Annotated in this window: 18 protein-coding genes; 13 read left to right on the top strand and 5 right to left on the bottom strand. The window is 50.4% G+C overall.

Going from position 1 to position 23,467, the window contains the following annotated elements:
• The 5 genes from GX117_02080 to GX117_02060 all read left to right on the top strand — a co-directional run.
• Positions 1-577, top strand: a 577-nt coding sequence (locus tag GX117_02080) for a 1-phosphofructokinase (GenBank protein ID NLO32136.1), incomplete at its 5' end; no start/stop codon positions are given.
• Between the two features lie 236 nt (positions 578-813).
• Positions 814-2,286 (top strand): sulfatase, encoded by a 1,473-nt coding sequence (locus GX117_02075; protein ID NLO32135.1) that lies wholly within the window; start codon positions 814-816, stop codon positions 2,284-2,286.
• 615 nt (positions 2,287-2,901) lie between these two features.
• Positions 2,902-4,602: an efflux RND transporter periplasmic adaptor subunit gene (locus GX117_02070; protein NLO32134.1), complete on the top strand. Its 1,701-nt coding sequence runs from the start codon at positions 2,902-2,904 to the stop codon at positions 4,600-4,602.
• A gap of 11 nt (positions 4,603-4,613) precedes the next feature.
• Complete coding sequence (locus GX117_02065; GenBank protein ID NLO32133.1) at positions 4,614-7,748, top strand: efflux RND transporter permease subunit; 3,135 nt, start codon at positions 4,614-4,616, stop codon at positions 7,746-7,748.
• Positions 7,741-8,961 carry a TolC family protein gene (locus GX117_02060; protein NLO32132.1) on the top strand — a complete coding sequence of 407 codons (1,221 nt, stop codon included), beginning with the start codon at positions 7,741-7,743 and terminating at the stop codon, positions 8,959-8,961. The genes GX117_02065 and GX117_02060 overlap by 8 nt, the downstream gene beginning before the upstream one ends.
• A gap of 32 nt (positions 8,962-8,993) precedes the next feature.
• On the opposite strand, the gene rsmA is transcribed toward GX117_02060, so the two are convergent.
• The 5 genes from rsmA to GX117_02035 all read right to left on the bottom strand — a co-directional run bounded on the left by rsmA (position 8,994) and on the right by GX117_02035 (position 14,976).
• Positions 8,994-9,923 carry a ribosomal RNA small subunit methyltransferase A gene (rsmA, locus tag GX117_02055; GenBank protein ID NLO32131.1) on the bottom strand — a complete coding sequence of 310 codons (930 nt, stop codon included), beginning with the start codon at positions 9,921-9,923 and terminating at the stop codon, positions 8,994-8,996.
• Between the two features lie 9 nt (positions 9,924-9,932).
• On the bottom strand, positions 9,933-10,589 hold the full coding sequence (locus GX117_02050; protein NLO32130.1) for a hypothetical protein: 657 nt from the start codon (positions 10,587-10,589) through the stop codon (positions 9,933-9,935).
• A 131-nt stretch (positions 10,590-10,720) separates the two neighbouring features.
• Positions 10,721-10,990 carry a YggT family protein gene (locus GX117_02045; protein ID NLO32129.1) on the bottom strand — a complete coding sequence of 90 codons (270 nt, stop codon included), beginning with the start codon at positions 10,988-10,990 and terminating at the stop codon, positions 10,721-10,723.
• A complete protein-coding gene (gene thpR / locus GX117_02040; GenBank protein NLO32128.1) occupies positions 10,990-11,559 on the bottom strand; it encodes an RNA 2',3'-cyclic phosphodiesterase in 570 nt (189 codons plus the stop codon). The genes GX117_02045 and thpR overlap by 1 nt, the downstream gene beginning before the upstream one ends.
• 21 nt (positions 11,560-11,580) lie before the next feature.
• A complete protein-coding gene (locus GX117_02035; protein NLO32127.1) occupies positions 11,581-14,976 on the bottom strand; it encodes a PKD domain-containing protein in 3,396 nt (1,131 codons plus the stop codon).
• A 350-nt stretch (positions 14,977-15,326) separates the two neighbouring features.
• On the opposite strand from GX117_02035, the gene priA reads away from it, so the two are divergent.
• From priA to GX117_01995, 8 genes are all read left to right on the top strand, one after another.
• Positions 15,327-17,795 (top strand): primosomal protein N', encoded by a 2,469-nt coding sequence (priA, locus tag GX117_02030; protein NLO32126.1) that lies wholly within the window; start codon positions 15,327-15,329, stop codon positions 17,793-17,795.
• Positions 17,796-18,154: 359 nt separating this feature from the next.
• A complete protein-coding gene (pal, locus tag GX117_02025; protein ID NLO32125.1) occupies positions 18,155-18,685 on the top strand; it encodes a peptidoglycan-associated lipoprotein Pal in 531 nt (176 codons plus the stop codon).
• 57 nt (positions 18,686-18,742) lie between these two features.
• Positions 18,743-19,756, top strand: coding sequence for a tetratricopeptide repeat protein (locus GX117_02020; protein NLO32124.1), 1,014 nt, complete (start codon positions 18,743-18,745; stop codon positions 19,754-19,756).
• A gap of 109 nt (positions 19,757-19,865) precedes the next feature.
• Positions 19,866-20,504: a hypothetical protein gene (locus GX117_02015; GenBank protein NLO32123.1), complete on the top strand. Its 639-nt coding sequence runs from the start codon at positions 19,866-19,868 to the stop codon at positions 20,502-20,504.
• The gene (locus GX117_02010; GenBank protein ID NLO32122.1) at positions 20,505-20,879 is read left to right on the top strand and encodes a hypothetical protein; all 375 of its coding nucleotides are present in this window, start codon (positions 20,505-20,507) and stop codon (positions 20,877-20,879) included. It abuts the gene before it with no gap.
• A 136-nt stretch (positions 20,880-21,015) separates the two neighbouring features.
• Positions 21,016-21,405, top strand: coding sequence for a hypothetical protein (locus GX117_02005; protein ID NLO32121.1), 390 nt, complete (start codon positions 21,016-21,018; stop codon positions 21,403-21,405).
• Positions 21,402-22,880, top strand: coding sequence for a UDPGP type 1 family protein (locus tag GX117_02000; GenBank protein ID NLO32120.1), 1,479 nt, complete (start codon positions 21,402-21,404; stop codon positions 22,878-22,880). Before GX117_02005 ends, GX117_02000 begins: the two co-directional genes overlap by 4 nt.
• Before the next feature lie 270 nt (positions 22,881-23,150).
• The coding region (locus GX117_01995; GenBank protein ID NLO32119.1) for a hypothetical protein at positions 23,151-23,467 on the top strand (317 nt) is incomplete at its 3' end.

Here is a 23,467-nt window from a genome sequence, read left to right as displayed (position 1 = left end):
CGCTGCGCAAGCCGCTTTAATCACTTTCAATGGTTCTGCGCCTGATCCCGCGCTAGATCTACTTTACCGTGATTTATTAGAGTGCGCCCATGCCCTTAAAGTTCCTGTTATTTTGGATGCTTACGGAGCCATCTTTGCGCACGCCCTTGAACAAGTTCCCTTCATGATTAAACCGAATTTGGAGGAATTGGAACTTTTTGTTGGTCAACGCCTGGATACGCGAGCAAAGCAATGGCGGGCAATAGACACACTGCGTCAACGGGGGATTTCTTGGGTTGTTCTTTCATTGGGCGCAGAGGGCGCGCTTATCGCCGGAGAGGATGGATGTTTTCATGCTGTGCCGCCTGCTATACAAGAAATCAATGCCGTTGGATCGGGGGATGCCTTGGTTGCCGGATTCGCATTGGGATTGACACAAAACTGTAGCACGGAAGATACGGCGCGTTTGGGCATTGCTATGGGCACTGCCAACGCCGCCTCTTGGGATATCTGCTCTTTTACGAAAGAAGCAGTAGAACATTTGATACCGCAAATCCGCCTTATTCCGCGGGACAGCTGCGTATACCCAGAGAATTGAGCCCTCACTTTCAAAGGTCATTTGATGGTGTTATTTTCCGGGTTGCACAGAAATGCTCCCAATTTTCTGATGTCTGCGCATAATTAAATGTGATACACTACCACTTTCGTGATAGTGCCTTTTGCAGTATGGTTCAGGAGGCTCATAAGTTGGTTATAGCGGGCTTTAATTCCACTGCAATAGCTAAAACTTGAGGATGTGGGAAAAATTACAGCTTTTTATTCAGAGGAGGGTCTATGAAAAGACGAGATTTTTTGATGGCTGCCGCCGCCGGCTCCTTGCTGACGGCTTGTGCCGGTCAAACGCCGCCCTTGGCATCCACCAAGAAACAAAAGAAGCAGAATTTCCTCTTTATCCTTGTGGATGATTTGGGATGGCGCGATCTGGGATGTTTTGGAAGCCCTCTCTATGAAACGCCCCATATCGACCGACTCGCAAGCCAAGGGATGCGCTTCACCGATGCCTATGCCGCCGCGCCCGTTTGCAGTCCTACCCGTGTCAGCATCATGACCGGCAAATATCCCGCCCGCTTGAGTACGACCCATTGGTTTGGCGCTCCCCAGCCGGAGCAAGTGCTGCAATCAGAAGAATGGGAACATCCCATGTTGCCCGCGTCCTATACGGATCAGCTGTCCCGGAACGAAGTGACTATTGCCGAGGCGTTGAAAGGAGCAGGCTATCGCAGTTTTTACGCCGGGAAATGGGATTTAGGCGGTAAACAGCACTACCCTGAAAATCAGGGATTTGATGCGAATAAAGGGGGATGGGAAAAAGGTCATCCCTCCTCTTATTTTAGTCCCTACCAGAATCCCAAATTGAAAGACGGCGAAGATGGCGAACATTTACCTGAGCGTCTGGCGCGGGAATCGGTACAGTTTTTAGAAAAAAATAGCAAGCATCCTTTTTTATTGTTTCTTTCCTTTTATTCCGTTCATTTGCCCTTGCAAGGTAGAGAAGATCTCATAAAAAAATATGAGGCGAAACTGGCAGACATCAATTTCGACGAACCAGACTATAGCGGTGAAGGGGCGGAACGTACCAAACGGCGGCAGGATAACGCCGTATATGCCGCCATGGTGGAAGCGATGGATGAGGCAGTAGGAAGGGTGTTGAACACACTGGACCGGCTCCAATTAAGCGACAATACGACCATTTGTTTTATAAGCGACAATGGCGGCGTGTCATCGTCACAGCATGGCGTGACAACGAACGCCCCTTTGCGCGCGGGAAAAGGCTGGCTCTATGAGGGCGGCATCCGTGTTCCCATGATCGTGAAGGCTCCGGGAATCACAGCCGCCGGATCTACCTGTTCACACCCCGTACTAAGCACCGATTTCTATCCGACCATGTTGGAACTTGCCGGATTGCCCTTGGATCCCGAACAACATGCGGATGCAGTCAGTTTTCTTCCTTTACTGCTCGGAGAGTCGCTGCCTAAAGATCGCCCCCTTTTCTGGCATTTCCCCCATTACACCGCACAGGGTTCTTTTCCCGGCGGTGCCGTGCGATTAGGCAGCTACAAGCTAATCCAATCTTTTGAAGATCAACACTTCGAACTGTACAATTTACGGGATGATCTTGAAGAACAAGTCGATTTAATTCACGAAGCGCCCAATTATGCAGAGCCCATGAAAGAAATGTTAAAGAAGTGGCAAAAAGATATGAATGCGCGTTTCCCCAGTCCTCTTTCGAAGGCAGCGCTTAAATAAAAGCTCCATAGCGTGCAGTCATTTCGAAGTGTCTTATTTTTTTTAAATGAATAAAAAGTTCTTTTATGTTGTTCTCCTTGTGAAGTATGTTGGGAGAATGTATCGTGAACTATGAGTCTATACAGAAGACTGTTGGTCGTATAGGAGAAATAGCCCTGCTATTTCTCCTGTGCGCCGCTTTCTGTCTATACTCTTTTGGCTTCTGTTTCACAGACCACCACCATAGCTGCATGGCATCTCAATGCGCCAAATCTTCCACGGCTCCCGAGAATGTCTCCCACAGTATGCCCGAAATGGAGGCATTATTATCCTCACCGGACGTCGCTTCTCATAGCCTACATTTTCACCTCCACACCGTTGTTTTTGTGACAGATGGTTCACAAGAAAAATTGCTTTTTGGAGGGCTTGATCAAAACAATCTGCCGCCTTTCATGGAAGCCCCCCTTTCTATTGATAAAAGGGAGTCTTTTACACCCATTTTCCCCGGACAGAGGGCAATCGGCAGTTCCTGTTTCCCTGACCTGCGAAATCTCCCTTTACTGATCTGATTTTCCCTTCCTAAATCCTACCTTATTTATTGTTACGCCTAAAATCAGGGCATGGAAAGGAATCTCAATGAATCACCGATTATTCTCATATTTAGGCAAGGCTACACTTCCTGCGCTAACGTTTTTGATCATCTCTTTGAGCACAGGATGCTTGCCGTCAGCTTTTTCCGAACGTAATTCGGATAAAGGCATTCACGCCGATACCCACGGTCATGGCGACCATGATCATGAACACGAAGACGAAGAAGAGCATCAGTCCATAACGGAATGGATCGATAACGTGGAAGTTTTTGCTCAATTTGATTTTTTACACGCGGGCAGCCCGCAAGAAATTATCCTCCATCTTACGGATCTTTCAACGGGCCTTCCCGTAAAAGAAGGGGAGCTTCGTTACCGCGCTGAGCTGGAAAAGACCGGCGCGTCCATTCAGGGCACAGGCGTGCTGAAGAAGGCCGGTATTTTTCTAATCGAACCAACCTTTAGTGAAGGCGGCGAATGGGAACTCCACCTTGATACGCCGCTCGGACCGGTCAGCTTGGACGATTTAGATGTCCATGGTATGTCAGAAGAGCATGATCACGATCATGACCATGGTCACGCTTCCGATGCCCACCAACATGAAATCGTCTTTTCTAAGGAACAACAGTGGGTGCTGCCTTTGCGCACTGCTCTAGCCCACGAGGGACCCTTGGCAGAACGATATTCGTTTCAGGCTTCGGTGTTGACCACACCTGAATCCCGCAGTGCGGTGAGCGCGCCCGTCAACGGAATATTGAACGCGCCGGCTTCCGGTTCCTTTCCGAAGATCGGAGACTATGTTGAGGCGAATCAGGAGCTTGCCCGTGTTCTGCCTACGACCATGAGCGACACTTCCCTCGCCCACGAATCTAATCTCCAAAATCTCTACGCTCTTCGTGCTGAGTTGTCTGCACAAGCTGCGCAAGCTGCCGCTGATGCCACGGCCGCCCGTGCCCGGGCGCTTCAATCTTCTACGGCTCTGGAGCGCGCCACCGGGCTGTTTGAAATCAAGGCGGGCGCAAAACGTGATGTGGAAGAAGCGCAAAGCGCTTTGGTGGAAGCACAGGCGGCGGAAAGAGCGGCGAATGAACGGGCAGCCTTATCGCGTAAAGCCTTAAAAGAGCTTTCTGAAACCACCTTTCAGCCCTCCGATATTTATTCTCCCATTGCGGGACGTATTACCTCTATTTCTGAAGGAGTTGGCAATTATATAGATGCGGGCAGCATCGTCTTTGAAGTGGTGAATACGGAAGAGCTGCTTATTGAAGCGCAGGTTCCGGAGATACAGGTTACCAAACTTGCCCAGTCACCGACTTGTATGGCAGAACTTCCCAGTGCCCCGGGTGAACTAATCGTACTCAGTGCTGCGAACGACGGCGCGCCTTGGCTGCAACCCTATGTCAATGAAGAGCGACGGACAATTTCCCTTCTCCTGCCGGTGCTGAACCCCGAAGGCTTGCTGCGGCTCGGCATGACACTCACCCTGTGGGTGGAAGGAAGAAGTACCGTTCAGACTTTAATGGTTCCTGCCTCCGCTGTACTGGATGATAATGGCGTGCAAACACTTTACATCATGCACGATGGCGAATGTTTTGAAAAACGACTGGTGCGAACAGGCATTAACGATGGTATTTGGATTGAGATATTGGACGGTGTCACCGCCGGTGAGCGCGTGGTGTCTTCAGGCGCCTATGCGGTTCGTTTGGCAGGATTGGCCGGAAGCGGACTCGGTTCCGCCCACGTACATTAAGGAGATCAATTATGATGGATAAATTGATTCTCTGGTCGGTGGAAAACCGTTATCTTGTTATAACTGCCGCCCTGTTGTTTTCTATCTTTGGTATCTATGTGAGCACCACCGTTCCTGTAGATGTATTTCCCGATCTGACGGCTCCCACTGTCGTCGTCCTTACAGAGGCTTTAGGTTTTTCCCCCTCAGAGGTGGAAAACTTGGTGACCTTTCCCTTGGAGACTGCGCTAAATGGCGCGCCCGGAGTGCGCCGCGTCCGTTCTGCATCCATGCCCGGCTATTCGGTCGTTTGGGCGGAATTTGAATGGAGTGAACAAATGAATACGGCGCGGCAAATCGTGGCGGAACGGGTGGCCATTGCCACGGTCGATATGCCCGATGGAGTGATGCCGCCCATCCTTGCGCCGCCCACGTCTTTGATGGGTGAAATTCAATTGATTGCACTTCAATCAGAGACACTGCCGTTATTGGAGCTGCGCAATTACACCGAAACTGTCTTGAGCCGTCGGCTCTTGGCAGTGCCGGGTATTGCTCAAGTAACTGTCGTGGGCGGTGGTGAGCGCCAATACCAGGTATGGCTGAAACCGGAGCGTTTAGCCGCCCACGGCATTACCGTAGCTGAGGTGGCGGAGGTGCTCAATGAAGTCAATGCCAACACGCCCGCCGGCGTGATCAATGACGGCGGGACCGAATATCTCGTGACCGGAATGGGTCGATTTAAAACCATAGCGGATATTGAGTCTGTCGTCATTGCAACCCGTGACGGTACGGCAATTAAGTTGCGCGACATGGCCGAAGTGCGTATAGGCGAGGCATTTTCCCGAGGCACAGGTTCGGCCAACGGACAGAGTGCCGTGTTGATGTTTATTCAGCGTCAGCCTCAAGCCAACACCTTGGCTTTGGATCGGTTATTGGAACAGACCTATGCGGAAGAGGCGGCGCGGTTGCCCGAAGGGATGATCTTGGTGACGGATTTAATGCGTCAAGCCGATTTCATTCGTACCGCAATCAGTAATGTCGCCAAAGCGATTCGTGACGGCGCTATTTTAATGATCATCATCATGATCTTGTTTTTATTTAATGTCCGGGCCCTGTTCATTAGCCTCACTGCCTTGCCGCTGTCCATTATTGCTGCAGTCCTCGTTATTTACTTCTTTGGCGGTACCATTAATACCATGACTTTAGGCGGTCTCGCCATTGCAATCGGATCGCTCATGGACGACGCCGTCATTGACGTTGAAAACACGGTGCGCAGGCTTCGTCAAAACAAGGCCTTACCCAAAGAAAAACAGCGTGCTCCGCTCCGTGTTGTGTATGAGGCGAGCTCCGAAGTGCGTTCCGCCATTGTGTCGGCGACGGTAATCATTACGGTGGTCTTTTTGCCCCTCTACACCCTGACCGATGTGGAAGGGCGGCTGTTACGCCCTTTGGGCACCGCCTATATTGTGTCTATCTTTGCCTCTTTATTGGTGGCGCTGACGCTGACCCCGGCCTTAGAAGCCTTGCTTCTGCCTAAAAGTCGCGCCATTCTCTCGGAAAAAGAACCGGGAATTGCTGTCGCAGTACGCCGGGGATATGGTGCCCTTTTACGACCGGTAATGCGTCATCCGTGGATTGTGTCCTTGCCCATCGTGGCGGCTTTTATCATCGCTGTAGGATCCTTTTTCTTCATGGGCCGCGCCTTTTTACCCGACTTCAACGAAGGGGCGCTGAATGTGGTCATGAATACGCTGCCCGGCACTTCTCTGGAAGAATCGGATCGTATCGGAAGCCTCGTTGAAAAGATGCTTTTAGAAACGGACGAAGTTACGTCCGTGGCGAGAAAGACAGGTCGCGGTGAGCTTGATGAACACGCGCAAGGCATTGAAGGCTCCGAAATGGAAGCGACTTATACTTTAAAGGACCGCAGTAAAGAAGAGATGCTGGCCGATATTCGTGCACGTCTCGGAAAAGTGCCGGGTATTACTTTCGGACTCGGCGGCCCGATTGCGCACCGCATTGATCATATGCTGTCCGGTGCACGCGCCGGGATTGCCATCAAAATATCCGGCGATGATTTGCATATCTTGCGGGATTTGGCAGAAGAGGCTGAAGTGCTGATCAAGCAGATTCCCGGTGTCACTGACGTGGCGGTAGAACCTCAAACAGAAGTGCCCGAATTGCGTGTCTATTTAGATCGGGAGCGGTTGTCCCGGAATCGCGTCTCCTTTGTGGAAGCGGGGCTGACGCTCCGTGCCGCTCTGTATGGAGCGCCCGTGAGCCGCGTCTATGAAGGGCGCAATGCCTACGATCTTGTGCTGCGTATGCAGGATAAAGCAACGGATTCCGTTGCCGCATTGGAACAGCTGCCCTTACGAACGGATACAGGCGCATTGGTACCTTTGGGCGCCGTATCGGTTGTGTCTCGTGAGAGCGGTCCCAACATCATTTCTCGTGATCAGGTGCAGCGAAAAATATTTGTTGTCTGTAATCCGGCGGGGCGAGACGTGGCATCTGTCCTAGCTGATATTCGTGCTGCCGTGGATCCTCTTCTCAAAAATAAATCCGGTTATTCCGTTCATTACGGCGGACAATTTGAGAGTGCCGCCGCGGCATCGCAACGGCTGTTGCTGTCGGGACTGCTGATTTTCGCCATTATTTTCGCTATATTGGGCATGACCTTCCGCAATTTGTTGGATGCCGCTTTCGTGATGGCGAGTCTTCCTCTCGCATTGATCGGCGGTGTTGCCGCCGTCTTTCTTCTGGGAGGCGTTCTCTCCATTGCCTCTATCATCGGATTTATCAGTGTCTTCGGCGTTGCCGCGAGAAATGGTATAATGCTGATCAACCATATTCGCCACCTTCAACAAGAAGATGGCGTAACTGAATTTAGAGAAGCGGTTTGGCGCGGATCTGTAGAACGGGTTATTCCTGTATTGATGACCGCCATTTCTACCGGGCTGGCTTTGGTTCCTTTGGTAATTGCCCGAAATGCACCGGGCAACGAAATTCAAAGTCCCATGGCCGTGGTGATCATTGGCGGTCTTCTGTCAGCAACAATTCTCAATATGATTATTGTACCTGCTTTGTATTTCCGTTTTGGCAGACCGGTCACCAAAAAGGATGGAATGGAAACCCTTCCACTCGGAGATAGTGTGAATGTTTAAACGCGTTATTCAAAGTCTGTTAGTCGTATTGCTGCTAGCCGGTTTTGCAGATGTAAGTACAGCCGAGTTTACCGTTGAAATGGCGGTGAATCTTGTGTTGGATCAACATCCCAATCTGCGCAGCGCAGCATTTGCCGTGGAAGAAGAAAAGGGGGAAGCACGCCAAGCAGGGCTGCTTCCCAATCCGGAACTGGAACTACGCGGCGAATCTTGGTCCGTGGCACGCGGTCAGAACAACCAAATGGAAGTGTTGGCAGGCATTACGCAGCCGCTGCCTTTGTCGGGAGCACGTAAATTTGCCCGTCAAGCAGGAGAAGCCGGTGTAGATGCTGCGACGCTGGAGGCCTACGCCACGCGCCAAGAAATTATCAGCGAGGCGCAGCACCTCTTTTACGAAACCCTAGCCGCACAAGAAAAGGCGGCAATCGTAGAGGAGATTATTTCTCTGGAAGGTCAATTGACAGAACTGACCCGCCAGCGTTTTGAGCATGGAGACTTGCCTGAGGTCGATTATTTGCGTGCTTCAACGGATTACGGCCGTTACCAAGCGACTCTTAAAGAAATTTGTCAGGAACGGGACGCCTTGCGCCGGCGGCTTGCCCATTTATGTGGGGTGTCACCTGATGAAGTGGAAACCTGCACGGGGAGTCTTGCGCCGGTAATTGAAGATTTTCCAGAAGAAGCCTCTTTAAAAGATCTTTTGTCGCAAAGCCCCAATCATCTTGCGCGCCTTGCCTATGAGGATCAGGCGGAGAAGGAAGTTCGAGCAGAACAACGTTCCGCCATTCCCGAGCCGGGCTTGCAGGTTGGGCTGCGCCGCTTGACAGAAGATCGTACGAACAGGATGGATGTGGGGATAAGCGTTGATCTGCCCCTCTTCGACCGCAATCAGGGTGCTATTCATGCCGCGAAGGCGCGTGTGCAGCGTATCCGAGCGGAAAATGAAGCGAAATATCAGGAAGAGTTCAGAGAACTTACCGATTTATTGCTTAAGGGCAAGCGGTTTTTGACCCTTGCCGAGCACTTAAGCACCGAAGTATTGCCCAAACAAGAAACGACCCAGCAAATCCTGGAAAGCGCGTTGGTTATGGGCGGCGCTTCTCTTTTCGAAGTCTTGGCAGAGTACAGAAGCACTTTGGAAACCAAACAGGAAATCCTTGAGAATTACGCGAACGCACGGGATGCACTCATTGAACTGAATGCGTTGTTATAAGCGTGCAGCGCGTCGGCAGTGGGGGCTGGTTCTTACTCAGCCCCCTGCTCCGTGCTTTTGTCTGCAGAAGTTGCTTTGACCTCTTTGATCGCTTGGGCAAGGGCAGTGAACTCACGCCAGTCCAAAGTCTGCGGTCGTCGGCCATGGTCTATATCCGCATGAGCAAGGGCATCCATAGCCTCCTCCTTTGTCAGATTCAGCGCCGGACCTGTCAAGGTATTGCGCAGCGTCTTGCGCCGCTTCTGAAAGGTCGTGCGTACCACTTTCATCACCCACGGGATATCCATTTCGGGTAAGAGCGGTTCTTTCCTGCAGCGAAACCGAACAACAACACTGTCTACTTTGGGCTTGGGCAAAAAACAGGAGGCGGGGACACGGTGCACGATATCTGTTTCCGCGTAAAGCCGTGCGGCAAGAGTGAGGGCGCCATAGTTTTCCGCATTTACGGGAGCGGTAAGTCGTTCTCCAACTTCCAACTGCACCATGGTTACCAAACGCTCAAAGTAGATGGGTGACTCTAGAAAATGAAAGAGTACGGGAGTGGTGATATAGTAGGGCAGATTGGAGACCATTTTGAGCCGCTGCGCCTCGGGCAAGTAGCTTTCGATAAGTTCTTCCAGGTCATGATTAAGGATGTCGCCGCGGAACAGATGGACATGGGGAAAGGCAGAGAATTGCTCTTCTAAACAGGGCATAAACGAAGCATCGATTTCCACAGACAAGATCTGTCCTGCCTTGTTAATCATGCGCTTGGTCAAGGCGCCCAGTCCCGCTCCCACTTCTATGACACTGTCTGCGCTGTCAAGCTCGGCGGCATCCACCATAATGGCATTGATATTTTCGTCAAGCAACAGATTCTGACCCAGTGCCTTTTTGAAGCGAATATTATGACGGTGGCAGAGGTCGCGTAAACTTGGAAAGACAGGTTGGCTTACGGCTGCTTTTTTTTGTTCTTGATCCATGAATGCCTCTTAAAAGGGGGTCAGCATCATGGAAAAATCAGCATTTTCAGGCGCCTCAAATTCGAACTGATAGGGGATGGTTTTCAAACTGTCAAGTTTAGGCGCGTCGGCAGGGGGTAAGGGCGCGGACATAAAAAGCATTACCGTATGATCAAGACCTAGGAAGACGGGGACACCTTCTTCATTTCTTTTAGCGGCGCCCATGATTTGAACGCCCGGTTCACTAGGGGCGAAGAGCTCTGTATCGCTCTGAAAAGTTCCCGATAAATGCCAGGTGCCCGGAGCGGTCATTTCTACGGTACCGTCCATGGTGATCCCATCAACGGGGAATTTCCCTTCTAAGCGGAATCCCTGTTTCCCGGTGAGGGGAACGAAGCTAATGACGGGCAGGAGTATGGCGCCTTCCGGCGGCGCATCCTCATTGAAAGGAATCTGTATACTTGTTATTTCGGGAACAGAAGAGATTTTAGGTTCTGCTGCTGCAGAAGGAGCGGGAGCCGATTCTATTTCCTCCATGGGTGTTTCGGCAACGGGCGTTGCCTGCTCGGGCGCCGGCGCGGTAGACTGCTTCACTGGTTCTTTTTCAGGGGGAGCGGACGGTATACAACCGCCGGCGACCATCAGAAAGAGTGTGAGACTTACAAGCAAACAGAAAAAATATTTCATAGTCACTTCCTCAGGTGAATGATTCGGGTCAATAAGAGACATAGTTCAATCACACATTATAACAAAGATCACGTTATTTAAAGGTATTTCAAGACCTATAGGAATAGGCGTGGGGGAAAGGCTTGATCTGGTCAATACTGAACCAAGACAACACGAACAACCCAGAGTAAGAGTAAAGCGGCCACAGGTGTCCAATCCGCAAAACCCATGGGTGGTAAGGTACGTCTGATGAAATCAAGCAGAGGATCAGTAAGCGGAAGAATCCAGCGAAACCACCATTTGTCGGTGTTGATGGAGAGGAAAGGGGAGGTCCAGCGCAGCAGGATCATCATCATATAGAAGGTGAACACGCTGTAAATGATTTCTTTATTTAAGCTGGGGTTAATCACTAATTCTGGCATTACAATGCAATCTCTCGCAAGATATGATACATGGAACCTTTCGAGCTCAACACACTGCGTAACAATAGCACATTGTGCACAGGGAATTCCTGTCCGAATTCAGGGACAGCGCCTGTTTCCTGACAAGCTGCCAGCAGAGGTTGGCAGGCAACCTTTGTTCCGGGCTTACGCAGCCGTGCGATCGTAATGTGAGGATGAAAGGCTTTCCGCTCTTTGGGCAGCTCCAATGCTTGTGCCGCCGCCTCTGTACAGTGTTGGATGGGAATGAGATGCCCCGATACAGTATCCACGCCTGCCCACAAAATGGCGGGGCGTGTAATGGAAGGAAAAGCGCCCAGTCCCCGCGCCAACAACAGAGGCTTGTCATGTCCGGGAAGGGCCGCAGACAAATCGTCAATAAGACACTTTACCTGTTCTTCCGTTAATTCACCATAAAATCGTAAGGTCAGGTGCATATTTTCCGATCGTACCCAACTGGCAGCATCCCCTTTTTTACGCAGCCTTTCTCCAAGGTTATGAATCGCATCTCTGATGTCTTCGGGTAAGGCTATAGCGGCAAAAACACGCATGAAAAAATACCAATAATTCCTTTATTTTTTGAACAGACTCGTAAACGATAATACACAGAGCGTCAGCCCTAATAAAAGCAGATCGCCGGGTCTCCCTATACCTTTACCCTTAACAACGAAATACTGGAGACAACCGCAGCCCGCCGTGTCTTCATCATCAAGCGAGGATTCACCTTCGAGCACGATTTCTTCTTCGCCCTCGTCGTGCTGCTCCGGTATACCGATGTCGCCTTCTGTCGGTGTATCGTCTTCGTCTTCGCTCTCAAGGGGCGTATCATCGCCGTCGTCAATCACGATTTCTTCTTCGCCCTCGTCGTGCTGCTCCGGTAATCCGACGTCGCTTTCTGTCGGTGTATCATCTCCGTCTTCACCATCAACGGAAGTGTCGTCGCCCTCATCTACGTTGACTCCCGTTTCGCCTTCCATAAAACAGTCTGTGTTGGGATCGATACTTTTGATAGAGACCGATCCGTCAGCCGTGCTAATCGGAATTGATTGAGCTAGCTCGTCGCTTGCGGAAGTGATGACGGAATCATTTGTGAAGGACAAAGCTGTTGCTGTACAAGGCGCTCCAATACTTTGAAAGGAGAGGTTAAGAATGGTGTTCATGCCCGGTGAGAACTGCATGATTTCTGAGCTATTGAGGGGCTGCATGAGCAGGAAACCAAGTTTGCCTGTTTGCGCGTCGCGATCATTGCACAAAAAAGATGCGTTCTTATGCAAGGTGTCTGCAGGGGCTGCCGATATAAAACGCAAGACTTCCGGATCGAATTTCAAGCTAAAGCCCAGGGCGCTTTCATTGCCAGCGGCAGTCAATTGAATGGGGATAAGAACTTCTTCATCAGACGACACAACGACATGCTCAAGCAGCAATTGGGTAGGCGCATCGGGCTCTCCAATGGATTGGGGCAGTGTTGTCGTTGTCGGTGATTCCGGTCCAAAGGCACGTTGTTTCTTATCCAAGCCGCTTGCGTATTTGCCCGCTTGTACCCAGTCATTCACCATCAGCCTTCCGTCACCGCCTGTACTATACGGAGCACAGTCAGCCCGTTGAAATACAGAACCGGGCGTGACTTCCTCCAAACCTGCTACAAAGCGGCCAACAAGCACCCAATCCTGTACGGTATGTCTTTGATCTCCATTTGGTCTGGGCGCTACATCTGCCTCCCAAGCCTCAATCTCGCCTTCACCTTCGCCTTCACCTTCACCTTCTGCCGAGGTTCCACTCACAGTAATGCGCACTTTATAATTGCTTTCGCCGCATTCGTTCCAAGCGGCTAACGTTGCGATATAGCTTCCTGTCCGTGTATATACATGGACGGGACTTAATTCGTTGCTTTCATGGCCATCGCCAAAAGTCCAGATCCATCCGTCCATTTTTCCGGACTGATTTTTAAAGCTTACTTCCAAAGGTGCGTCACCTTTGTTGGGCGACGCTGTGAAATAAGGCAAGGGACCGGGGCATTCCTCTTCGCCTTCTCCTTCCTCGTAAAGTTCGCCTTCTCCCTCGGGCGGTGTTTCACCCTCGCCTTCCACTATCTCTTCTCCTTCCCCTTCACCAGGAATTTCACCTTCGCCCTCTACTGTTGGCTCGCCTTCGCCTTCGCCCTCACCTTCGCCTTCCCCTTCATCTGTTTCGTTCGTAAAGCCGTAAAATATAATGTCGTCAATATTCCAACCCGGATAAGTCTTGGAATAGTCTGTGGGGCCCATCACCCATCGCAGCTTTACCTTATCGTGTCCATCGGCATAGGCAGCAATATCATAGACACATTCAGTCCATTCCAAATCAGCGATGGGAGTAGCGTAAGGATTTGTCCAGACGGTGATCCATGTCGCGCCGTTGTCATTGCTGATCTGAATAGTTGCTTTATCGTAGCGCCCTTCTTCAACACCTAGCCAGCGCATAAACCGCAATTGTGTTCCCGAAACCTTAGAAAAATCAAGGGCTGTCGTGGTGAGTGCTCGTTCCTCCATATAATTTTCATAATCGCCGAGGACATTATAAGAATAAATATTAATTCCGGAATAGGCTTTCGTCGGATTGCCATTATAAGAGCCGCCGCCTCTTGGTTCACCAAAAGCCCAGCTGCCTTCTTTTGTCCAATCAAGATCGATGTATAAGGGAAAACTATAAACGACAGGCGGCGTTACGGACAGGGACACTATTGTTTTGCGCTCGGAGCCCAGTTGTGTATTTGTAAAGACGATCTCTCCTGAATAGGTTCCTGGATTCAAGCTGTAGGCTTGAGGCGCAAGCGTCACGTTGACTATACTTTCTTGATTTTGACTCAAGCTTCCATAGGTCGCCGATAGTTGCAGCCATGCCGGTGCTGCAGCCGTCCATGTCAAGGTTTCTGTACCGTTATTTTTTAGGCTTAGTTGCTCCGTCGAACTTTGGAAAGGTCCCCCATAGGCGCCGGAATAATCAATACTTCCCGGATTCACTGATAAGGCGTCTCCATACAAAAGATAGGCAGCTCCCGATCCGATGAGGCTTGATTCATACTCCATGTACGCGTAGCCCTTATCGCCCCACCAAGTACCCCAAGAATTTTTAATGATCCACGAGCCTTTCGCCCCTTTGCTATCATCCCAGCCTACAATGACGACGGCATGATCGGTCAGATCCAGTTTGTCTGCGCTGTGATCGTTATAGATGCCGCCGTTGTAGGCGATCAGCGATTTTGCCATCTTCACATAAGACGATACAGGCCCATAGGTATAAATAGCCGCTTTAATATCTTCCGTGGGAGCCGGCGAGAGAATGGAACCCACATATTTCCAATCATGAAGCCAATAGTGGTGCGTGTACGGACAGCCGCAAAAATTATCGCGCCCCAGATAGGGACATTCTGATTGAAGTACCGCGCCGGATTGGCCACATTTATCGCCTTTATTGATGTAATATTCATAGGCATAGAATCCGCCGTCGCAGTCATTCCAGTAGAGATCTGTGTTACATCCCAGCAGCCATTGTTCCGACAGATTGACCGTGACACCGTCCACTACTTTTATCACCCATTCCATAGCGCCTGCAGTAGCAAAAGCCCAGCATGCGCCGCAGCTGCCTTGATCCTTTATGATCGGGAGTGGGAGAGGCACTTGTTCGCGCCAATCAAAACGGGCGGGCAAACTTTTATCGGTCATTACAGGAACGGCAATTTTATTTTCTGCTTCAGTGATGATCTCCGGTGTGAGGGTAAATGCCGCTAATGCGTCGAGGGCTCTTTGGGTGGCGGTATTTTCTCCCACGTCGAAAGTCCATCCTTTTTCGATTCCTTCCAGACGCAAAGCTTCAAGATCGGCATCACTGAGTTGTGCTTTTACAGGCCCTGCGAAAAAAAGTAAAACAGCACAAAGCGTTATAAACGGATAGAAGAACTTGGGATTATGCGAGGCAAACACAGAATTCATTATCGATTTACCTTATAGCGTGACGTAGTCTTGATGTATAGTGGAAAGGCCGGCGGCTGCCAAGCGTGTATTTTAGTTATGAAATTCATGGACGCTACCTAAAATCATGATACCACACTCGAAATAGCAAATTCCGTTTTAAGGTCATTATTCTTTGTATTATAATTGTATTCTACTGAGAGGTGAGATTAGGTTTATAGAAAAAAGACTAAGATTTTAGAAGCGCGCGTCAGTCGTCATCAAGATCTACAAAAGTGAAGCGGTCTGTATTTACCAAACTGTTAGCGCTTTCTATTATGCTTTTTCGCTTTTGAAGCCTGTGATATACTACGGTTTTACAGGAATTCCTTATGCTGCTCCCCACAGAAGAAATGTATATTGATGTTGCTCTGCCCTTGGCGTTGGATAGACCGCTGAGCTACCAAGTGCCTTTGTCGTTGCACGACCGTGTTCAGGTCGGTCTTCGTGTGTTGGTACCTCTTCAATCCCGCCTTGTTCTTGGTTTTGTAGTCCGAATCCACAACGAGTGTCCGCCAGGTCGCGTAAAAGAAGTGGTCGACTTTCCCGATGAATCGCCTGTATTCGACGCGGGGATGCTGGAGCTTTGCAACTGGTTGTCTTCGTATTATTGTTGTTCTTGGGGTGAAGCATTGTCGGCTGCCTTGCCTGCTGTTGCGAAAGGGCGCGTGCAGCGACGTTATCACCTCGTACCGGAACGGCTGTCCACCTATACCTTAAGTGAACGACAACAAGAGGTGATCAAGACACTATATTACCGAAATGCATCCATGACCTCGCAGCAATTGGCAGCGGCTGTGGGCAGCACAGGCTTGGGCACTATCTTGGCGTCTTTGACCAAACGGGGACTCTTGCGCGAAGAGATTCAGTTGCCCGACGTAAAACAAGGCACGCTTACAGAAACCCGTGTCCAATTTGTGAAAGCGGAAGCGCTGGATAATGAGGCGCTCATGGCGATGCAGCGCCGTGCGCCCCGTCGTGCCGCCGTGTATATGGATCTGCTCTATGGGGAAAAAGAACAAAGCAGCACAGCGCTTTATCGGAAACATAAAGCGGATAAGTCTGTTCTCAATGCCTTGGAAAAACAGGGGCTTATCAAACGCTTTGAAGTTGAAGTGTATCGAAAACCCGAAATTACAGGCGATGACCGTGCCGCCTGCAAGCATGAACTCAATGATGAACAGCGCACAGCCTTGAACGCCTTGCTTGATGCGGTACATAAAAAGCAATACAACACCTTCCTCCTTAAGGGCATTACAGGATCAGGGAAGACGGAAGTCTATTTGCAAGCTATTGAGACTGTCTTGGCGGAGGGGCGTTCGGCAATCATGCTTGTTCCTGAAATCTCGTTGACGCCGCAGACGGTAGGCCGTTTCTATTCGCGCTTTAACCAGGACATTGCAATTTTGCACAGCGGATTGAGCAGTGGCGAGCGCTACGATGCTTGGCGTCAAGCACGGGAAGGAAAAGTTCGGATCGTTGTGGGCGCTCGTTCTGCTGTTTTTGCGCCCCTGCCCAATCTGGGGATGATCATCGTGGACGAAGAACACGACAGTTCCTATAAACAGAATGAGACGCCCCGTTATCATGCTCGCGATGTAGCGATTATGCGCGCCAAAATGAATGATGCCGTGTGTGTATTGGGTTCGGCCACGCCGAGCGTCGAGTCTTTTTTTAACAGTGAGACCGCTAAATCGACCCGTCTTGAGCTGACGCGACGCGCCACTTCCGCCTGTCTTCCTGAGGTTCATCTCATTGATATGCGCAAGGAGCAACATCAGACGCCGGGGCAGTTGATTCTTTCGCCTATTTTGGAGGAAGCCGTTGAAAAGCGCGTTGAAGCGGGGGAGCAAGTTACTTTGCTCCTCAATCGACGGGGCTTCGCGCCGGTGGTATTATGTCCCATGTGTGGATGGGTGGCAGAATGCGACAACTGTCAAGTGAGCCTCACCTACCACAGTGCACATAATGCCTTGCATTGTCACTACTGCGGCAGCACCTGTCCGAAACCGCTTGTTTGCAGGGCGTGTCATTTTAACCCCCTCGTATTTTTAGGTTCAGGCACGCAAAAAGCCGAAGATTATTTGATGCGCACCTTTGGAAGCGCCCGTGTTGAGCGGATGGACGCCGACACCACGTCGGGTAAGGGAGGGCACGCAAAAATCTTAGGCCGTTTTGCAAAGCATGAAATAGATATTCTCGTGGGTACACAAATGCTTGCGAAAGGGCATGATTTCCCAAGGGTAACCTTGGTCGGGGTGCTCAATGCAGACTATGGGCTGTCCTTGCCCGACTTCCGCGCAGGCGAACAAATCTTTCAACTGTTGACACAGGTGGCTGGCCGCGCAGGACGAGGCGACCGACCGGGTCAAGTCTATATCCAAACCTTCAGACCTGCTCACTTTGCCATTCAGGCCGCTGCAAACCATGATTATCAGGGTTTTTATGCGAGAGAAATAGAAAGTCGGCGCGATGCGGGATACCCGCCTTTTCGGCGCATGGTAAATTTTATGATTGAGAGTGAAGATCCCTTGGCCGCCGAGAAAATGAGTGGTCGGTTAAGGCGTCTTGCCTGCGCTCGTTTGGATGAACTCGGATTTCTCGGTGTCGCCTTGTTAGGGCCTGCGCCGGCGACTATCCGACGGGTAAAGAAAAAGTATCGATGGAATTTTGCGATCATGTCTAAAAGTGCGGTGCGAGTGAATCAATTGGCCCGCGAACTGCGCAGTCTATTCATACAGGAACCGGGAAATGACAAGGTTCAGCTCAAGGTTGACCTTGATCCCTACGGCATGTTTTGAGTTGGTACAGCGTGATTTTTGCTAGGCAGTGCCACAGACATTCACTTTATCGGCGCCCCTAAATTCGCCGGGGTAATAAAGTGGAAATTCTAAGGCAAATAAAGGTATACTACCGACGTATCCATGAAGGCGCCGCAAGAATCTGTTTTTTGTTGGCGGACGTAAGGGGCTGTGAGCATTTCCTTATAGGCGTCCTTGGCGAATTCCTTGGGATGTGTCGTAGTTGTATCATTCCCTTTTCTTTGCCCTGAGTGCAGAAGGATACTGTGTTTCGGTTTCAGCAAATTTTCCTCAAGTAGAGGGATTAGTGTACAATTAACCATGCCGGCAAGGCACAACGCATCGGAGTTCACAACAACATGAAAAAAGTAACTAAACTGGCTGTATTTCTCTTGGTGGCAACTGTAGCTATGGGACTGATGACCGGTTGCAAACACAAACCTATCGATACGTTAACCACGGATCTGGATAGTAATTCAGGAGCCATGGGCGATACCTCCGGTGATGGCATGCCGGATATGGATCTTGAAAATCTGCTTTTTGAACCAGGCAGCAAATATGGTCTGCAGACCGTCTATTTCGACTATGACAGCAGTTCACTGCGCGCCGATTCTATGAGCGTCCTGCGTGACAACGCAGACAAGATCAAGCAAGTCCCCAACGTCATTATCCAATTGGCGGGTCACTGCGATAATCGCGGTACGCAGGAATACAATATGGCGCTTGGCGAACGTCGCGCCCTTGCTGTTCGTGAATATCTGATCCAGCTGGGTGTCCAAGGCAACCGCCTTATCACGATTAGTTACGGAAAAGAATTTCCTGCGGCCATGGGCGACAACGACAGCGCTTGGTCGAAGAACCGTCGCGTAGAGTTTAACCGCGCGCGCTAAGTAATCAACGGCGGCCTATGGTAGGGCGTGCCGACAACTTTTACAGGACATAGAGCCATGTTTTCAAAATTCTCATGTATCTTGTTCACAGGACTGGCGGGTGTGTTGTTTGTGTCCGGCTGTGAAACACCAGGCGGCAGCAGTACACAAACGATCATCCACGATACCCATGCACGCATGGTGAAGTTGGACAAGGAACTGGGTTCATCGATTACGCAGTTGAATGAAAGTTCCGCTACCTTGAATGCCAGGATCGATGCCAATGACGAACAGACCCGATCCTTACGAGGCATGCTGGAAGAAAATCAACGAAAGTTGGACATGCTCTCCCGAGAGCTCACCGACATGAAAACGACACTCTATCGGCACTGGAATTTGAGTACAGCCGGAGCTGCGCCGCGCAGTGTTTCCACGGGTATGGTGACCATTGAAACGCCCGGCGGCGGCGAGGTCAGTCCTACTTCCAACTTACAGCCTCCGCCGCCCGTAGCGGCGCAGACACCTGTGAAAACGGAAATGACTGCAGCGCCGAGCGGAACTGTTGTACTGGAAGACAGTGCGCCTTTGCCCACTGAAAAGGTGAGTGCGGAAGTAACACCAAGTTCAGACCCTCTTTCAGACTATACGGCTGAACCGGCAGTTGTTGCCGAGGCGCCGGCCGTTGCGTCGCCGCCTACGCCGGCAGCGGATCCTAAACTGCTCTATCAACAAGCACAACGCAGTTACGCCAATGACGACTACACGGGCGCGCTCAATCAATTCGACTCGTATCTGACTCAATACCAGGGCAGTGACCCCGAATTGAGCGCTAATGCCCAGTTTTGGCGTGCCAAATGCCTGTTCAACCTGAACCGTTACGATGAATCGGTGAAGTCTTTTGAGTCTCTGCGCACGGGGTATCCGAGCAGCTCGAAGGTACCCTTTGCCATGCACAATCAGGCAGTCGCCTATTCGCGCTTAGGAAAAACATCAGAAGCCGAGCGGCTCATGGAAGCCGTCATTGACCAGTATCCGGTCAGCCCGGCAGCGGATCAGGCGAGAACGGATTTGCGTAAACTTCGTGGCCAATAACAGGCAGCCTTTCTTGGTTATATTGTCCGGGCGCAGGATTCCCTCCTGCGTCCGTTTTTTCTATATAAGCCCATAGCTCTTGCTATGGATCGACAATAAGGAACTTTAAATGACGTATTATTTGGGTATTGACGCAGGCGGTACCAAGACATTTTGTCTGGTCGGGAACAACACGGGTGAAATTTTAGGATTTGGCCGCGGCGGTGCCGGGAATTATGAGTGTTACGGCACGGAAGAAGCGAGCGTTGAAATTAAAAAATCCATCGACGGCGCTTTACAAAGTGCCGGGTTGACGCTTGACCAAATTTCAGGTATTGGTATGGGTATTGCCGGCGCTGATCTGCCTGAAGATTATGTAATGCTGGAACGAGAAATTTTTACGCCCTTATTGGGGAATATACCCAGAGTATTTCGGAACGATTCTATGGGCGGATTAAGGGGCGGAACAAAAGATCCCTTTGGCATTGTCATCGCCTGTGGAACAGGCTGCGTATGCGCCGGAATCAATCGGTCGGGAAAAGAGACCCGTGTCGGCGGCATTAATGAAGACTTCGGAGATATGGTGAGCGGAACCAGCATAGGCACAGAAGGGTTGAAAGCCCTATGGCGCAGCCGCGACGGTATTACCGGACCGACCTTGTTGACTCAGAAATTTTTGGAACGTGCCGGCTGTTCGGATGTGGATGATTTCTTTCACAAAATGTATTATCAGGAATTGGGCTACGATGATTTGCAGCCCATGGCCTAATTGGTTTTTGATGCCGCCTATGAAGGCGACGAAATTGCCTGTGATATCTTGGAGTGGGGCGGTCGTTATCTTGGTAAAATGGTGGTAGGCGCAGCACGACATTTGGATATGCTCCACGACCGGTTTGACGTGGTCATGGCGGGAAGCGTATTTAAGGGAAGCAGCCCCGTATTAAAGGATGCCATGACGACGGTCATCCATCGTGATTGTCCGCTGGCGCAGCCTGTGCCCGCCCTTTTCGAACCGGTTGTCGGTGCTTTATTGCTTGGCATGGAACTGGATGTTACCATGACCGAAGCACGCTATGAAGTGTTGACCGCGAGTTTACAAGCTGCGGAAAAGCGCTTTGATGTTTTGTTGCAAGAACGCGAATAACCAAGAACAAGGCGTTCTCATCTCTTGTTATGCATGACCCCGTTCCCCTTGATTGTATTGCGGTCTCAACCTCGTGAAATTCAAGGGAGCGATAAGGATAAAAGTAGAGGGCAATAATTGAAAAGGATACCTGTCCATGCGCTGGTTTAAACGGCCAAAATCGGGAGATAATCCCAATAAATCCTTGCAAAGTCAAGAGCGTTTCCCATTAGTGGCGCGCCATGCTTGGTGTAGTGTCTGCCAACAAGAATCACGATTTACACGCATTTGGCGCCGCGCTGCAATGATGGGGCAATGCCCTTGTTGTCAGCTTGTTTTCGAGGAACCTGAACAGTTATACCGTCGATTTCAGCCCGCTTGTCCCCGTTGTGCAGAACCTTTAGAACAGCCGCAATTCGATTACGGATTTTGTGATCGATGCGGTTCAAAGTTCGAGCTGATGGAGGGAGCGAAACCGGGATTGCTGCCCAACAAACGACAGCGTGACGAAATGAATAAGCAGGGAAAATCTTGGAGTCCCATATGATGGATACGCTTGAAACACAATTGCGCGAACGGGCGGCAGCCTATGGACAAGACCATATTTTTAGGTTTTGGGATCAGCTCACCGAGAGCGCAAGAACCGCTTTTTTAAATCAAATAGCCGGTGTGGATTTTCAGCTCCTAAAACGTTTGTCCGAAGCGTGGATACACACTGAAAAGGCGGAAGAACATTTTAATTCGATTCTCCCCATACAGCTCATACCTCCTGTTGACGAAAGCGATGGAGACGCACGCGCCGCTTTGGATGCGGGCGAAGAATTTTTACGCCAAGGGCGTGTAGGTGTTTTTGTGGTGGCGGGAGGGCAAGGCACACGGCTCGGATTTCCCGGACCGAAAGGAAGCTATCCTGTCGGGCCCATTTCAAAACATTCGCTATTCCAATATCAAGCGGAAAAAATCAATAAACTGCAAGAGCGCTATCAAGTGATCTTACCTTGGTATCTCATGGTCAGTGATTCCAACCATGAAGCTACCCGCGCGTTTTTCGAGACCCACAATTTTTGGGGATTGAAGCGCGAGAATGTTTTCTTCCTGCCCCAACGTATGATCCCCTGTCTGGATCCACAAGGGAAACTGATTCTTGAAAGTCCCGGACGCCTAGCGACCAGTCCCAATGGACACGGAGGGGCTATTGAAGCCTTGGTAGACGGCGGCGCAGTTGAGGACGCCCGTAAACGTGGCGTAGAATTGTTCACCTATTCTCAAGTGGACAATTGGGCCGCCAAAATGGTAGATCCTTATTTTATCGGCTACCATGTCTTGCGCAACGCCTCCATGTCCTCAAAATGTCATCGTCGCAATAACGAGCGCGAGGCCGTGGGGGTGCATTGTATTTGCGATGGAGAATACCGCGTTATTGAATACAGCGAGTTGGACCATTATCCCCAATTATTGGCTGTGGAAGAATCGGGAGCTCCTGTTTTTAGTCCGGGCAATCCTGCCATTCACGGCCTGTCTGTTGCCTTTGTGGAAGAGCTCTACCGCCATTTCGATGTTTTTCCATGGCACAAAGCCTTTAAAAAGATTCCCTGTATCAATGAGACAGGCGAAAAAGTGCAACCCGACACACCCAACGGTTATAAGTTTGAGACCTTCATTTTTGATGCCCTGCGCTTTATCAGACATCCGCCCGTATCGTTGGAAATAGAGCGCATCGGTGAATATACACCCATCAAGCAATTTGAAGGTATCAATAGCGTTGTCGCGGCACGTCAATCCATGTCGGATTATTGGGCGCCTTGGTTTGAAGCTGCAGGATGCGTCGTGCCCAGAGATGAGCAAGGGCATTGCGCGGTCTCGCTGGAAGTAAGTCCGGCCTTTGCGCTCAGCCGCGATGAATTCGCTGAAAAAATGTGCGGTTCTATGGCCGAGCTCCGCGCCGGCATCGCGATCCATGCTGACGGTACCCAAAGTGTCGAAAAGCAGCCCGCTCCTTGTCCGGAAGACAGTACCCTCTAAGCCCTATCGGCTTATACGACAGCGCACTAAGCCGCGTCTTCGCTTTTTGTTTCTTCATTTAAATGCAATACTTATAGAAAAGATAAGGGGATTTGTTCCTTCAATAGAACCTTCTTAACGCCATTCTAAGTTGAACAGTATTATTTAATTTGATGTGTTCACTGGCAAAGTTTTGGGCTAATGGTAGTTTAACATGGGGGCTCAAGAGTCTAGTCCCTGAGTACTAAAGAGCAGCATCTTAATTATCAAGAAGCCATCCAACTGATTCGTGTGGGAAGATTTGGCGAAGCCCTGTCTATTCTCGATGAAATCAACAGCAAATATCCCAATGTTAAAAATGTTTTGTATCCCATGGCCTTTTGCTGTGAAAATCTGGGCTACAATGAACGAGGGCTGGCGCTTTGCGAACAACTCATTGGGGAATACAGCCATGAAAAAGCCCATGCTATAAAAGCTCGCATTGAACTTGCTATGGCCAGTCCCGAAGCGCAAGATTCGCTTCCGACAACCGCTGCCCCCGCCCAAAACAGTGAGGAGGCGCCTGAGGCACTCGTTGCTGACGACGATAGGACAATTCTTCCGCCCCT

The sequence above is a fragment of the Candidatus Hydrogenedentota bacterium genome, assembly GCA_012523015.1.
In the GTDB taxonomy this organism is placed as follows: domain Bacteria; phylum Hydrogenedentota; class Hydrogenedentia; order Hydrogenedentales; family CAITNO01; genus JAAYBJ01.
This window is presented reverse-complemented; position numbering and strand designations above follow the sequence as displayed.

Coding starts and splice junctions, on each gene's coding strand:
- GX117_02075 (NLO32135.1), top strand. CDS start 814: ATGAAAAGACGAGATTTTTTGATGGCTGCCGCCGCCGGCTCCTTGCTG.
- GX117_02070 (NLO32134.1), top strand. CDS start 2,902: ATGAATCACCGATTATTCTCATATTTAGGCAAGGCTACACTTCCTGCG.
- GX117_02065 (NLO32133.1), top strand. CDS start 4,614: ATGATGGATAAATTGATTCTCTGGTCGGTGGAAAACCGTTATCTTGTT.
- GX117_02060 (NLO32132.1), top strand. CDS start 7,741: ATGTTTAAACGCGTTATTCAAAGTCTGTTAGTCGTATTGCTGCTAGCC.
- rsmA (NLO32131.1), bottom strand. CDS start 9,923: ATGGATCAAGAACAAAAAAAAGCAGCCGTAAGCCAACCTGTCTTTCCA.
- GX117_02050 (NLO32130.1), bottom strand. CDS start 10,589: ATGAAATATTTTTTCTGTTTGCTTGTAAGTCTCACACTCTTTCTGATG.
- GX117_02045 (NLO32129.1), bottom strand. CDS start 10,990: ATGCCAGAATTAGTGATTAACCCCAGCTTAAATAAAGAAATCATTTAC.
- thpR (NLO32128.1), bottom strand. CDS start 11,559: ATGCGTGTTTTTGCCGCTATAGCCTTACCCGAAGACATCAGAGATGCG.
- GX117_02035 (NLO32127.1), bottom strand. CDS start 14,976: ATGAATTCTGTGTTTGCCTCGCATAATCCCAAGTTCTTCTATCCGTTT.
- priA (NLO32126.1), top strand. CDS start 15,327: ATGCTGCTCCCCACAGAAGAAATGTATATTGATGTTGCTCTGCCCTTG.
- pal (NLO32125.1), top strand. CDS start 18,155: ATGAAAAAAGTAACTAAACTGGCTGTATTTCTCTTGGTGGCAACTGTA.
- GX117_02020 (NLO32124.1), top strand. CDS start 18,743: ATGTTTTCAAAATTCTCATGTATCTTGTTCACAGGACTGGCGGGTGTG.
- GX117_02015 (NLO32123.1), top strand. CDS start 19,866: ATGACGTATTATTTGGGTATTGACGCAGGCGGTACCAAGACATTTTGT.
- GX117_02005 (NLO32121.1), top strand. CDS start 21,016: ATGCGCTGGTTTAAACGGCCAAAATCGGGAGATAATCCCAATAAATCC.
- GX117_02000 (NLO32120.1), top strand. CDS start 21,402: ATGATGGATACGCTTGAAACACAATTGCGCGAACGGGCGGCAGCCTAT.